Consider the following 14626-nt stretch of genomic DNA (forward strand, 5'->3'; position numbering starts at 1 on the left):
GGCTGAATATTGTTTGCGTCTCTTCCGCCAAAACACCTTCGGCGTTGTAAGGTTAAGCCTCACGGTTCATTAGTATCGGTTAGCTCAACGCATCGCTGCGCTTACACACCCGACCTATCAACGTCGTCGTCTTCAACGTTCCTTCAGGAGACTTAAAGTCTCAGGGAGAACTCATCTCGGGGCAAGTTTCGTGCTTAGATGCTTTCAGCACTTATCTCTTCCGCATTTAGCTACCGGGCAGTGCCATTGGCATGACAACCCGAACACCAGTGATGCGTCCACTCCGGTCCTCTCGTACTAGGAGCAGCCCCCCTCAATTCTCCAGCGCCCACGGCAGATAGGGACCGAACTGTCTCACGACGTTCTAAACCCAGCTCGCGTACCACTTTAAATGGCGAACAGCCATACCCTTGGGACCTACTTCAGCCCCAGGATGTGATGAGCCGACATCGAGGTGCCAAACACCGCCGTCGATATGAACTCTTGGGCGGTATCAGCCTGTTATCCCCGGAGTACCTTTTATCCGTTGAGCGATGGCCCTTCCATTCAGAACCACCGGATCACTATGACCTGCTTTCGCACCTGCTCGAGCCGTCACTCTCGCAGTCAAGCTAGCTTATGCCATTGCACTAACCTCCTGATGTCCGACCAGGATTAGCTAACCTTCGTGCTCCTCCGTTACTCTTTGGGAGGAGACCGCCCCAGTCAAACTACCCACCAGACACTGTCCGCAACCCGGATTACGGGTCCACGTTAGAACACCAGCCATTAAAGGGTGGTATTTCAAGGACGGCTCCACGCAGACTGGCGTCCACGCTTCAAAGCCTCCCACCTATCCTACACATCAAGGACCAGTGTTCAGTGTCAAGCTATAGTAAAGGTTCACGGGGTCTTTCCGTCTTGCCGCGGGTACACTGCATCTTCACAGCGAGTTCAATTTCACTGAGTCTCGGGTGGAGACAGCCTGGCCATCATTACGCCATTCGTGCAGGTCGGAACTTACCCGACAAGGAATTTCGCTACCTTAGGACCGTTATAGTTACGGCCGCCGTTTACCGGGGCTTCGATCAAGAGCTTCGCGTTGCCGCTAACCCCATCAATTAACCTTCCGGCACCGGGCAGGCGTCACACCGTATACGTCCACTTTCGTGTTTGCACAGTGCTGTGTTTTTAATAAACAGTTGCAGCCAGCTGGTATCTTCGACTGATTTCAGCTCCACCCGCAGGGGCTTCACCTACATATCAGCGTGCCTTCTCCCGAAGTTACGGCACCATTTTGCCTAGTTCCTTCACCCGAGTTCTCTCAAGCGCCTTGGTATTCTCTACCTGACCACCTGTGTCGGTTTGGGGTACGATTTCGTGTTACCTGATGCTTAGAGGCTTTTCCTGGAAGCAGGGCATTTATCACTTCAGCACCGTAGTGCCTCGTCATCACGCCTCAGTGTTAAAGTGAACCGGATTTGCCTGGAACACACACCTACACGCTTAAACCGGGACAACCGTCGCCCGGCTGACATAGCCTTCTCCGTCCCCCCTTCGCAGTAACACCAAGTACAGGAATATTAACCTGTTTCCCATCGACTACGCCTTTCGGCCTCGCCTTAGGGGTCGACTCACCCTGCCCCGATTAACGTTGGACAGGAACCCTTGGTCTTCCGGCGAGCGGGCTTTTCACCCGCTTTATCGTTACTTATGTCAGCATTCGCACTTCTGATACCTCCAGCAGCCCTCACAGGCCACCTTCGACGGCTTACAGAACGCTCCCCTACCCAACAACACATAGTGTCGCTGCCGCAGCTTCGGTGCATGGTTTAGCCCCGTTACATCTTCCGCGCAGGCCGACTCGACCAGTGAGCTATTACGCTTTCTTTAAATGATGGCTGCTTCTAAGCCAACATCCTGGCTGTCTGTGCCTTCCCACATCGTTTCCCACTTAACCATGACTTTGGGACCTTAGCTGGCGGTCTGGGTTGTTTCCCTCTTCACGACGGACGTTAGCACCCGCCGTGTGTCTCCCGTGATAACATTCTTCGGTATTCGTAGTTTGCATCGGGTTGGTAAGCCGGGATGGCCCCCTAGCCGAAACAGTGCTCTACCCCCGAAGATGAGTTCACGAGGCGCTACCTAAATAGCTTTCGGGGAGAACCAGCTATCTCCCGGTTTGATTGGCCTTTCACCCCCAGCCACAGGTCATCCGCTAATTTTTCAACATTAGTCGGTTCGGTCCTCCAGTTAGTGTTACCCAACCTTCAACCTGCCCATGGCTAGATCACCGGGTTTCGGGTCTATACCCTGCAACTTAACGCCCAGTTAAGACTCGGTTTCCCTTCGGCTCCCCTATACGGTTAACCTTGCTACAGAATATAAGTCGCTGACCCATTATACAAAAGGTACGCAGTCACACCACGAAGGTGCTCCCACTGCTTGTACGTACACGGTTTCAGGTTCTTTTTCACTCCCCTCGCCGGGGTTCTTTTCGCCTTTCCCTCACGGTACTGGTTCACTATCGGTCAGTCAGGAGTATTTAGCCTTGGAGGATGGTCCCCCCATATTCAGACAGGATACCACGTGTCCCGCCCTACTCTTCGAGTTCACAGCCTGTGCATTTTCGTGTACGGGAGTATCACCCTGTACCCTGCGACTTTCCAGACGCTTCCACTAACACACAAGCTGATTCAGACTCCGGGCTGCTCCCCGTTCGCTCGCCGCTACTGGGGGAATCTCGGTTGATTTCTTTTCCTCGGGGTACTTAGATGTTTCAGTTCCCCCGGTTCGCCTCGTTAACCTATGTATTCAGTTAACGATAGTGTGACGAATCACACTGGGTTTCCCCATTCGGACATCGCCGGGTCAAAGGTTCATATCACCTCGCCGGCGCTTTTCGCAGATTAGCACGTCCTTCATCGCCTCTGACTGCCAGGGCATCCACCGTGTACGCTTAGTCGCTTAACCTCACAACCCGAAGATGTTTCACTTCTGATTGCGAAAATTTGAGAGACTCGGACACACATAACATGTGTGTCGTTTCAATTTTCAGCTTGATCCAGATTTTTAAAGAGCAAATATCTCAAACATGACTCGTAAGTCAGTTTTGAGATATGACGGCAGGTGACTTTCACTCACGAACCAGCAAGTGGCGTCCCCTAGGGGATTCGAACCCCTGTTACCGCCGTGAAAGGGCGGTGTCCTGGGCCTCTAGACGAAGGGGACACTGAAGTCTCAATCGCAAGACGCCTTGCTGCTTACTTTTCATCAGACAATCTGTGTGAGCACTGCAAAGGCAGGTTCTTTAAGGTAAGGAGGTGATCCAACCGCAGGTTCCCCTACGGTTACCTTGTTACGACTTCACCCCAGTCATGAATCACAAAGTGGTAAGCGCCCTCCCGAAGGTTAAGCTACCTACTTCTTTTGCAACCCACTCCCATGGTGTGACGGGCGGTGTGTACAAGGCCCGGGAACGTATTCACCGTGGCATTCTGATCCACGATTACTAGCGATTCCGACTTCATGGAGTCGAGTTGCAGACTCCAATCCGGACTACGACGCACTTTATGAGGTCCGCTTGCTCTCGCGAGGTCGCTTCTCTTTGTATGCGCCATTGTAGCACGTGTGTAGCCCTACTCGTAAGGGCCATGATGACTTGACGTCATCCCCACCTTCCTCCAGTTTATCACTGGCAGTCTCCTTTGAGTTCCCGGCCGGACCGCTGGCAACAAAGGATAAGGGTTGCGCTCGTTGCGGGACTTAACCCAACATTTCACAACACGAGCTGACGACAGCCATGCAGCACCTGTCTCAGAGTTCCCGAAGGCACCAAAGCATCTCTGCTAAGTTCTCTGGATGTCAAGAGTAGGTAAGGTTCTTCGCGTTGCATCGAATTAAACCACATGCTCCACCGCTTGTGCGGGCCCCCGTCAATTCATTTGAGTTTTAACCTTGCGGCCGTACTCCCCAGGCGGTCGACTTAACGCGTTAGCTCCGGAAGCCACGCCTCAAGGGCACAACCTCCAAGTCGACATCGTTTACGGCGTGGACTACCAGGGTATCTAATCCTGTTTGCTCCCCACGCTTTCGCACCTGAGCGTCAGTCTTTGTCCAGGGGGCCGCCTTCGCCACCGGTATTCCTCCAGATCTCTACGCATTTCACCGCTACACCTGGAATTCTACCCCCCTCTACAAGACTCTAGCCTGCCAGTTTCGAATGCAGTTCCCAGGTTGAGCCCGGGGATTTCACATCCGACTTGACAGACCGCCTGCGTGCGCTTTACGCCCAGTAATTCCGATTAACGCTTGCACCCTCCGTATTACCGCGGCTGCTGGCACGGAGTTAGCCGGTGCTTCTTCTGCGGGTAACGTCAATCGACAAGGTTATTAACCTTATCGCCTTCCTCCCCGCTGAAAGTACTTTACAACCCGAAGGCCTTCTTCATACACGCGGCATGGCTGCATCAGGCTTGCGCCCATTGTGCAATATTCCCCACTGCTGCCTCCCGTAGGAGTCTGGACCGTGTCTCAGTTCCAGTGTGGCTGGTCATCCTCTCAGACCAGCTAGGGATCGTCGCCTAGGTGAGCCGTTACCCCACCTACTAGCTAATCCCATCTGGGCACATCTGATGGCAAGAGGCCCGAAGGTCCCCCTCTTTGGTCTTGCGACGTTATGCGGTATTAGCTACCGTTTCCAGTAGTTATCCCCCTCCATCAGGCAGTTTCCCAGACATTACTCACCCGTCCGCCACTCGTCACCCGAGAGCAAGCTCTCTGTGCTACCGTTCGACTTGCATGTGTTAGGCCTGCCGCCAGCGTTCAATCTGAGCCATGATCAAACTCTTCAATTTAAGTTTGATGCTCGTGAATTAAACTTCGTAATGAATTACGCATGTTCACTCAGAGACTTGGTATTCATTTTTCGTCTTGCGACGTTAAGAATCCATGTCACTTTGAGTGCCCACACAGATTGTCTGATAAATTGTTAAAGAGCAGTGCCGCTTCGTTTTCGCTGCGGCGCGGGGTGTGCATATTACGCTTTCCCGCTTCAGAGTCAAGCGTTTGTTTTGCTTTTCTCTGCTGACCCGGCGGCGTGTGTGCCGTTGTTCCGTGTCAGTGGAGGCGCATTATAGGGAGTAATTCCGAAGCTGCAAGGATAAAGTGAAAATTATTTACTGACTGCTCACTTTCCAGGCGAAACGCATCCCAGATCTCAATTTTCGCCTGGTTTTTAAACAAAAACGAGCCGCAAGCGGCTCGTTTTTGCGTTTTGTGACTTACTGCACTGCCACAATGCGATCGTCGTTGGCTTCCAGACGGATAACTTTGCCCGGAATCAGCTCTCCGGAGAGGATCTGCTGCGCCAGCGGGTTTTCGATCTGCTGCTGGATAGCACGTTTTAATGGACGCGCACCGTACACCGGATCGTAACCATTCTCGCTCAGCAGCTTCAGCGCATCGTCGGAGATGTGAATTTCATAACCACGCTCTTCCAGACGTTTGTACAGACGCTGCAGCTGGATCTGCGCAATCGACGCAATATGTTTCTCACCCAGAGGATGGAATACCACCACTTCGTCAATACGGTTAATGAACTCCGGACGGAAGTTATGGCTCACCACACCGAGCACCAGATCCTTCATATGGCTGTAGTCCAGCTCACCGAAACGTTCCTGAATCAAATCGGAACCCAGGTTCGAGGTCATGATAACTACCGTATTACGGAAATCGACCGTTCTCCCCTGCCCGTCGGTCAGACGACCATCGTCTAGCACCTGCAGCAGGATGTTGAACACATCCGGATGCGCTTTTTCCACCTCATCCAGTAGAATGACGGAATAAGGACGACGACGCACCGCTTCGGTCAGGTAACCACCCTCTTCATAACCAACATATCCCGGAGGCGCACCGACCAGACGCGAGACGGAGTGTTTCTCCATAAACTCGGACATATCGATACGCACCATCGCATCGTCGCTGTCGAACATAAAGTTAGCCAGCGCTTTACACAGTTCGGTTTTACCGACACCGGTTGGCCCCAGGAACAGGAATGAACCAATCGGACGATTAGGATCGGACAACCCGGCACGGCTACGGCGAATAGCATTGGATACAGCTTCAACCGCCTCATCCTGGCCAATCACGCGCTGATGCAGATCCTGCTCCATGCGCAGCAGCTTATCGCGTTCGCTTTCCATCATGCGCGCCACCGGAATACCGGTCCAGCGCGCCAGCACCTCAGCAATTTCCGCATCAGTCACTTTGTTACGTAACAGACGCATGGTTTTGCCTTCAGACTGCGTGGCGATTTCAAGCTGTTTTTCCAGCTCAGGGATTTTGCCGTACTGCAGCTCCGACATCCGCGCCAGGTCGCCCACGCGTCGCGCCTGCTCAATGGCAATTTTTGCCTGTTCGAGTTCTGCTTTAATAGTCTGCGTGCCTGACAGGGAGGCTTTTTCTGCCTTCCATTCTTCTTCCAGCTCAGAATACTGGCGCTCTTTATCGTCCAGTTCCTCATTGAGCATATCGAGGCGTTTTTTACTGGCCTCATCAGACTCTTTCTTCAGCGCCTGCTGTTCCAGCTTGAGCTGAATGATGCGTCGGTCAAGTCTGTCCAGCTCTTCCGGCTTCGAGTCAATCTGCATACGAATGCTTGAAGCCGCTTCATCAATCAGGTCAATGGCCTTATCGGGTAACTGACGGTCGGCGATGTAACGATGCGAAAGCGTCGCCGCCGCAACGATGGCCGGGTCAGTAATCTGCACGTGGTGGTGCAGTTCATAGCGCTCTTTCAGACCACGCAGGATCGCGATGGTATCTTCAACGCTTGGCTCAGCGACAAACACTTTCTGGAAACGACGTTCCAGCGCAGCATCTTTTTCAATGTACTGACGGTACTCATCAAGCGTAGTGGCACCAACGCAGTGAAGTTCACCGCGCGCCAGCGCAGGTTTCAACATGTTCCCGGCATCCATCGCGCCGTCCGCCTTACCGGCACCCACCATGGTGTGCAGTTCGTCGATAAACAGGATAACGTTGCCTTCCTGTTTCGCCAGGTCGTTCAGCACGCCTTTCAGACGCTCTTCGAACTCCCCGCGGTATTTCGCACCGGCCACCAGCGCGCCCATATCCAGCGCCAGTACGCGGCGGCCTTTCAGCCCCTCCGGCACTTCGCCGTTCACGATACGCTGTGCCAGCCCTTCAACGATGGCGGTTTTACCGACACCCGGTTCACCAATCAGCACCGGGTTGTTCTTGGTACGACGCTGCAGTACCTGAATCGTACGGCGGATCTCTTCGTCACGGCCGATCACCGGGTCAAGTTTGCCCTGCTCAGCGCGTTCGGTCAGATCGACCGTAAATTTCTTCAAAGCCTGACGTTGGTCTTCGGCTCCCTGATCGTTCACGCTTTCACCTCCGCGCATTTTCTCAATCGCCTGAGTCACATTGGTGGTGGTTGCACCGGCAGATTTCAGCAGGTCGGTCAAGGTACCGCGTGATTCAAGCGCCGCCAGAACAAACAGCTCCGACGAAATAAAGTTGTCCCCACGTTTTTGCGCCAGCTTGTCGCAAAGGTTTAGCACACGCACCAGATCCTGAGACGGCTGTACGTCGCCGCCGGTACCTTCTACCTGCGGTAAACGGCTCAGCGCCTGATCGATAGCGGTGCGTAACTGGCCAGCATTAATGCCAGCAGACGTTAATAAAGGACGTACCGATCCCCCTTCCTGATTTAGCAAGGCGCTCATTAAATGAAGAGGTTCGATAAACTGGTTGTCGTGCCCCAGTGCAAGGGACTGGGCATCGGCGAGAGCAAGCTGGAATTTATTAGTAAGACGATCCAGACGCATAACTCCTCCCATAACAGGTCAAATTTGCTACTGGAGATTAAATGAGGTCATCCCTCAATTATTCAAGGTTAATGACCTGAATTATGTGAAAAGAAAACGGCACGTGCCGGATCGTCTTGATTCTTTAGGTTATATCAGCCAAATGAAACTTGCCATACGACCCGTCGTCTTGTCGCGGCGATAGGAGAAAAAATCACCTTTTTCGGTGAACGTACAGCGATCGCCACCGAAGATCTGCATTACGCCAATATTATTCAGGCGCTGGCGGGCAAGCTGATAAATATCCGCCAGATATTTTTCCCCGGCAGGCAGGAAGGCCTCAATAGCTTGCGGATCTTTATCTATAAAGGCTTCGCGAACCTCTGGCCCCACTTCAAAAGCACGAGGCCCAATCGCCGGACCAAGCCACGCCATGATATTGGCGGGATCATCATTAAAGCAGGCGACAGTCTCTTCCAGAACGCCCTCGCACAGGCCACGCCAGCCCGCATGCGCGGCAGCCACTTCAGAGCCTGCGCGATTACAGAACAGAACCGGCAGACAATCGGCTGTCATGACGGCACAAACCGTGCCCGGAGTATTACTGTAAGAGGCATCGGCGCGTTTAGAAGCGTATGGTTCTCCCGTCAGCTTCAGTACCGCTTTACCGTGAACCTGCTCCAGCCAGACCGGTTTCGACGGCAGATTTCCCGCAGCAAACAGACGCGTGCGGTTCTCTTCAACGTGTTCCAGGCTGTCGCCGCAGTGCGCGCCGAGGTTTAAAGACTCCCACGCGCCCTGGCTCACGCCGCCAATACGGGTCGAACTACAGGCGGCCACGCCTGCAGGCAGCGGCCACTCCGGGACAATCAGTTTGGTCATAGCCAGTCCACTTGATCCTTATGTTCTTCGAAATCGGCACGCATGGCGTCAATAAGTTCCACCATATCCTGCGGGATAGGCGCATGCCACTCCATCTGGATTCCTGTAATCGGATGATAAAGACGCAGCATGGTCGCGTGCAGCGCCTGACGATCGAATTTACGCAATACGCTGATGAACTCATCCGATGCGCCTTTTGGCGGACGCGGACGCCCACCGTACACCTGATCCCCCACCAGCGGATGGGTAATGTGCGCCATGTGAACGCGGATCTGGTGAGTACGCCCGGTTTCCAGGCGCAGACGCAGGCGGGTATGAATACGGAAGTGCTCCATAATGCGATAGTGCGTCACCGCAGGTTTACCCATCGGATGCACCGACATATGAGTACGTTTCGTCGGGTGACGGCTGATCGGCTCTTCTACCGTGCCGCCAGCGGTCATGTGCCCAATGGCTACCGCTTCATATTCGCGGGTGATTTCACGCAGCTGCAGTGATTCCACCAGACGAGTTTGAGCGGGAACAGTCTTCGCCACTACCATCAGACCGGTGGTGTCTTTATCCAGACGGTGAACGATGCCTGCACGTGGAACATCCGCGATCGGCGGATAATAATGGAGAAGTGCATTAAGCACCGTACCGTCAGGATTCCCCGCCCCCGGATGAACAACCAGGTCGCGCGGTTTGTTGATCACCAGAATGTCATCATCTTCATAGACGATGTCCAGCGGGATATCCTGTGGTTCGAAGCGGATTTCCTCTTCGATTTCAGCATTGATGGCAACAGCTTCCCCACCAAACACTTTCTCTTTTGGTTTGTCCCAGATCTTGCCGTTTACCAGCACACGCTGGTCAAGGATCCATTCTTTTATGCGTGAACGCGAATAATCAGGGAACAATTCGGCCAAAGCCTGATCTAAGCGTTGACCGAGCTGATTTTCGGAGACTGTTGCGGTGAGTTCTACTCGTTGTGCCATAAACTGCTTCTTTGTTTAACGTTGGGTTTTACGGCTTTGCCGTTTAATATAGTGTGCTATTGTAGCTGGTCTTAATCGGGAGCAGGAACAGAGTTTCTCCCGGACAAACATTTGAGGAAAGTCAAAACGTCATGACGCGCATGAAATATCTGGTGGCAGCGGCCACGTTGAGCCTGGCTTTGGTGGGCTGCTCCGGTTCGAATGAACAGGTCCCTGACAATCCGCCGAATGAAATCTATGCGACTGCACAACAAAAGTTGCAGGACGGTAACTGGAAACAGGCGATAACGCAACTGGAAGCGTTGGATAATCGCTATCCGTTTGGTCCGTATTCGCAGCAGGTACAGTTAGATCTCATCTACGCCTACTACAAAAATGCCGATCTGCCGCTGGCTCAGGCAACTATCGATCGTTTCATGCGTCTGAACCCGACTCATCCTAACATCGATTACGTCATGTACATGCGCGGTCTGACCAACATGGCGCTGGATGACAGTGCGCTGCAGGGCTTCTTCGGCGTGGATCGTTCCGACCGTGACCCGCAGCATGCGCGCGATGCCTTCAATGACTTCTCCAAGCTGGTGCGCGGCTATCCGAACAGTCAGTACGTCACCGACGCAACCAAACGTCTGGTGTTCCTGAAAGATCGTCTGGCAAAGTATGAATACTCCGTTGCGGAATACTATACCCGCCGTGGCGCATGGGTTGCTGTGGTTAACCGCGTAGAAGGTATGCTGCGTGATTATCCGGATACTCAGGCAACGCGTGACGGCCTGAAGCTGATGGAAAATGCTTACCGTCAGATGCAGATGACCGCTCAGGCTGAAAAAGTGGCGAAAATCATCGCCGCGAACAGCAGCAACACCTGATATCGCTTCAATGCAAAACGGCAGCCAGAAGGCTGCCGTTTCTTTATTCATTTCAGACATCCGCTGAAGCGCTTTAGCCTCAACACATCCCGTCAACTATGACCGCAATTCGTACCTTCCACAAGGTAAATCTCACCTCTTCCTGCCCTGCCTCACAAAAAAGATTCCCTGACAAAAACCGACAAAATAACGTGATCTAAATCACACATTTTGACATTAGGTCGGGTATGCTGGAATCACCAAGACGGAAAGACAAGAGGTAAAATTTATGACAATGAACATTACCAGTAAACAAATGGAAATTACTCCGGCAATTCGCCAGCACGTCGCAGACCGTCTCGCCAAACTGGATAAATGGCAAACTCATTTGATTAATCCACATATCATCCTGTCCAAGGAGCCCCAGGGTTTCATCGCTGACGCAACTATCAATACTCCAAACGGCCATCTGGTCGCCAGCGCAAAACACGAGGATATGTACACCGCTATTAACGATTTGATCAACAAGCTGGAACGGCAGCTCAATAAAGTGCAACACAAAGGTGAAGCCCGTCGCGCCGCAACATCGGTGAAAGACGCCAGCTTCGCGGAAGAAGTGGAAGAAGAGTAATCCTTTAAATTGAGTGTACCGCCAACGCGCCTTCGGGCGCGTTTTTTATTGACAGGGTGAAAACAGTACGGGTACTTTAACGGTATCAATCACAGGATGACTTTATGAAACTTACGCCGTTCTTCTTCGCATTCTTTTTTACCTTCCCCTGAACGGGAGGCGTTTCGTCGTGTGATAAAGAATGCGAAGACGAACAACAAGGCCTCCCACACCGGGGGGCCTTTTTTATTGATAACGATAAAATGAGACAGGCAACACTATGACACCGGAAAACCCGTTACTGGATCTGCGAGTAAAAATCAGCGCGCTGGATGAAAAATTGCTGGCGCTGCTGGCCGAACGCCGCGCGCTCGCCATTGAAGTAGGCAAAGCCAAACTGGACTCCCATCGCCCGGTGCGTGATATCGACCGCGAGCGCGACCTGCTGGAGCGTCTGATCCAGCTAGGCAGAGCGCATCACCTCGATGCCCATTACATCACCCGGTTGTTCCAGCTCATCATCGAAGACTCCGTTCTCACCCAGCAAGCGTTACTCCAGCAGCATCTGAACAAAACCAACCCGCACTCGGCACGCATCGCCTTCCTCGGGCCTAAAGGCTCCTACTCTCACCTGGCCGCACGTCAATATGCCGCGCGCCACTTCGAAGAATTTATTGAGAGCGGCTGTGCGAAGTTTGCCGACATTTTTAACCAGGTCGAGACCGGCCAGGCCGATTACGCCGTCGTGCCGATTGAAAACACCAGCTCCGGTGCCATTAACGACGTCTATGATTTACTGCAGCACACCAGCCTGTCACTGGTCGGCGAGCTGACGATCCCTATCGATCACTGCGTGCTGGTCTCCGGCTCAACCGACCTGAGCACGATCGAAACCGTGTACAGCCATCCGCAGCCGTTCCAGCAGTGCAGCCAGTTCCTGAACCGCTATCCGAACTGGAAAATTGAGTACACCGAAAGCACCTCGGCGGCGATGGAAAAAGTGGCGCAGGCCAACTCCCCAACCGTTGCAGCGCTCGGCAGCGAAGCGGGCGGCGCGCTGTATGGACTGCAAGTGCTGGAACGCAACCTGGCAAACCAGACGCAAAACATCACCCGTTTCGTGGTGTTGGCCCGCAAGGCAATCAACGTGTCAGACCAGGTGCCGGCGAAAACCACGCTGCTGATGGCAACCGGCCAGCAGGCCGGCGCGCTGGTTGAAGCCCTGCTGGTGCTGCGCAACCACAACCTGATCATGACCAAACTGGAATCACGCCCAATCCACGGTAACCCGTGGGAAGAGATGTTCTACCTCGATATCCAGGCCAACCTGGAGTCAGCTTCCATGCAGAAAGCCCTGCGCGAACTCGGCGAAATCACGCGCTCCATGAAAGTGCTGGGCTGCTATCCGAGCGAAAACGTCGTCCCGGTTGACCCGGCTTAACGTTCGATAAACCGGCTTTTCTTCATCCCTGCTACGCTGACAGGCAGGGTGAAGATGCCGCCGGAGAGCGGATACTTCTCCACCTCCTCCGCATCCATATTTTCCCGCGTGGTGGTAATGAACAGCGTTTTCATGTCATCGCCGCCAAAGCAGACCATCGTCGGGCAACGCACCGGCATGCGGTATTCTTCCAGTTGCTCCCCTTGCGGAGAAAAACGCGCAATACGCCAGCCGTCAAACAGCGCGCTCCAGTAGCAGCCTTCCACATCCATCGCCGCGCCGTCGGGTATCCCTTCTCCCGCTTTAAACTGACGAAACACCTCGCGCCTGCCAGGGTCACCATGCTCATCAAGCGGCGTACGGTAAATTACGCCGTTTGGCGTGTCGGAGGTAAACATCCACCGCTTATCCGGGCTAAACGCTAAGCCGTTGTGCCCGTGAATATCGCACTGGATCACCTTCGGCGCCAGGTCGTTGTCGATGCGCATCAGCAGGGCACCGTTGTAATCTCCCGGCCCCCAGAACGTGCCCGCATAGAAGCGTCCCTGATGGTCGGTCCCCCCATCATTAAAACGTGCGAGCTGCGGGTTTGAGGGGTTATCGCACACCTTGCGCTGCAGGAGCCCATGCTTATCGGCAAGCCAGATGCCGTTGCGCATGGCGACAATAAAGCCGCCGCGCTCGCGCAGGGCAAAGCAGCCCACCTCTTCATGGAAGGAAAGCACGGCATGTTCCGCCGTTGACAAGTGGTAGCGGTGGATCTCCCCTTCCAGAATATCCGCCCAGTAAAGCGCATTTTCTTCTGCGCTCCACGTCGGGCATTCAGGCAGATGCCCGGTGTAGTTCAACAGCAGCTGCGGTTCAGCCATGACAGTTCCCCAAAATGAAAAAAGCCAGCATTGCTGGCTTTCAGTATATACATCATTGGATTACTGGCGACTGTCATTTGCCTGGCGCAACAGCGTCCGGCTCTCACTCTGGAAACGCGTGGCGTAATCGCCGAACCAGTGCTCCACTTTGCGGAAGCTGTCGATAAACGCCTGCTTGTCTCCGTGCTCCAGCAGGGTAATGGCTTCGCCAAAGCGCTGATAGTAGCGCTTGATCAGCGCCAGGTTATTTTCAGACGACATAATGATGTCGGCGTAAAGCTGCGGATCCTGCGCAAACAGACGCCCGACCATCGCCAGCTCCAGACGATAGATAGGTGAAGAGAGCGCCAGCAGCTGTTCAAGCTGCACGTTCTCTTCCGCCAGATGCAGACCGTAGGCAAAGGTCGCAAAGTGGCGCAGCGCCTGAATGAACGCCATGTTCTGATCGTGCTCGACCGCGCTGATGCGGTGCAGCCTCGCGCCCCATACCTGGATCTGCTCCAGGAACCACTGGTAGGCTTCCGGCTGACGACCGTCGCAGTAAACCACCACCTGCTTCGCCAGGCTGCCGCTGTCCGGGCCAAACATAGGGTGCAGGCCCAGCACCGGGCCGGTATGTGCAGCCAGCATCGCCTGCAGAGGACCATTTTTGACGGAGGCCAGATCCACCAGAATGCAATCTTTCGGTAGAGGCGGGAGCTTTCCGATGATCTGCTCCGTCACGTGGATCGGCACGCTGACGATGACCATTCCGGCATCTTTCATCAGTTCCGGAGCATGCGCCCAGTCCTCTTTTTCCAGAATGCGCACCTGATAGCCAGAAAGCGTCAGCATTTTCTCGAACAGACGCCCCATCTGTCCTGCTCCGCCGACAATCACCACCGGCCGCAGGGACGGGCAGAGGGTTTTAAAGCCCTTGTCGTTTTCGCTGGAATAGGATTCCCGCATCACGCGACGCAGAACATCTTCAATCAAATCCGGCGAAACGCCCAGCGCCTGGGCCTCTTTACGACGGGAGGCCAGCATTGAGGCTTCGCGCTCCGGGACGTAAATCGGCAGGCCGTATTTGCTCTTCACCTCACCGACTTCGGCAACCAGCGCCATGCGACGCGCCAGCAGGTCCAGCAGCGCCTTATCCACTTCATCAATTTGATCGCGCAGTGCGGTCAATTCAGCAACCATAAC

At 54.0% G+C, this 14626-nt stretch carries 9 protein-coding genes, 1 tRNA gene, 2 rRNA genes and 1 other annotated feature; of the genes, 4 read left to right on the forward strand and 8 right to left on the reverse strand.

Features of this window, described 5'->3' with window-relative positions:
• Positions 1-30: 30 nt before the first annotated feature.
• The 6 genes from HBM95_17380 to rluD form a co-directional block, all read right to left on the reverse strand.
• Positions 31-2961 (reverse strand): 23S ribosomal RNA (locus HBM95_17380).
• Positions 2962-3134: 173 nt separating this feature from the next.
• Positions 3135-3210 (reverse strand) — tRNA-Glu (locus HBM95_17385).
• Between the two features lie 75 nt (positions 3211-3285).
• Positions 3286-4835 (reverse strand): 16S ribosomal RNA (locus HBM95_17390).
• The 16S and 23S rRNA genes sit together here with 1 tRNA gene alongside, the layout of an rRNA operon.
• A gap of 426 nt (positions 4836-5261) precedes the next feature.
• Positions 5262-7835, reverse strand: a complete 2574-nt coding sequence (gene clpB, locus HBM95_17395) for an ATP-dependent chaperone ClpB (protein NIH44692.1) — start codon at positions 7833-7835, stop codon at positions 5262-5264.
• A 129-nt stretch (positions 7836-7964) separates the two neighbouring features.
• Positions 7965-8696: a polyphenol oxidase gene (gene pgeF / locus HBM95_17400; protein ID NIH44693.1), complete on the reverse strand. Its 732-nt coding sequence runs from the start codon at positions 8694-8696 to the stop codon at positions 7965-7967.
• Positions 8693-9673, reverse strand: a complete 981-nt coding sequence (rluD, locus tag HBM95_17405) for a 23S rRNA pseudouridine(1911/1915/1917) synthase RluD (protein ID NIH44694.1) — start codon at positions 9671-9673, stop codon at positions 8693-8695. The genes pgeF and rluD overlap by 4 nt, the downstream gene beginning before the upstream one ends.
• A gap of 131 nt (positions 9674-9804) precedes the next feature.
• On the opposite strand from rluD, the gene bamD reads away from it, so the two are divergent.
• The 4 genes from bamD to pheA all read left to right on the forward strand — a co-directional run bounded on the left by bamD (position 9805) and on the right by pheA (position 12572).
• A complete protein-coding gene (gene bamD / locus HBM95_17410) occupies positions 9805-10542 on the forward strand; it encodes an outer membrane protein assembly factor BamD (protein ID NIH44695.1) in 738 nt (245 codons plus the stop codon).
• Positions 10543-10810: 268 nt separating this feature from the next.
• Entirely contained in the window at positions 10811-11152 is a 342-nt protein-coding gene (raiA, locus tag HBM95_17415) for a ribosome-associated translation inhibitor RaiA (GenBank protein NIH44696.1), read from the forward strand.
• A gap of 103 nt (positions 11153-11255) precedes the next feature.
• Positions 11256-11381 (forward strand) — a sequence feature (Phe leader region).
• Positions 11257-11304 carry a hypothetical protein gene (locus HBM95_17420; GenBank protein NIH44697.1) on the forward strand — a complete coding sequence of 16 codons (48 nt, stop codon included), beginning with the start codon at positions 11257-11259 and terminating at the stop codon, positions 11302-11304. (Overlaps the previous feature by 48 nt.)
• 30 nt (positions 11382-11411) lie before the next feature.
• Positions 11412-12572, forward strand: coding sequence for a bifunctional chorismate mutase/prephenate dehydratase (pheA, locus tag HBM95_17425; GenBank protein ID NIH44698.1), 1161 nt, complete (start codon positions 11412-11414; stop codon positions 12570-12572).
• Here the strand turns inward: pheA and HBM95_17430 are convergent.
• Positions 12569-13441: an SMP-30/gluconolactonase/LRE family protein gene (locus tag HBM95_17430; GenBank protein NIH44699.1), complete on the reverse strand. Its 873-nt coding sequence runs from the start codon at positions 13439-13441 to the stop codon at positions 12569-12571. The genes pheA and HBM95_17430 overlap by 4 nt on opposite strands.
• Positions 13442-13501: 60 nt before the next feature.
• A complete protein-coding gene (tyrA, locus tag HBM95_17435; GenBank protein NIH44700.1) occupies positions 13502-14623 on the reverse strand; it encodes a bifunctional chorismate mutase/prephenate dehydrogenase in 1122 nt (373 codons plus the stop codon).
• Between the last annotated feature and the right edge of the window lie 3 nt (positions 14624-14626).

The organism is Enterobacter asburiae, assembly GCA_011754535.1.
Classification (GTDB): Bacteria; Pseudomonadota; Gammaproteobacteria; order Enterobacterales; family Enterobacteriaceae; genus Enterobacter; species Enterobacter cloacae_N.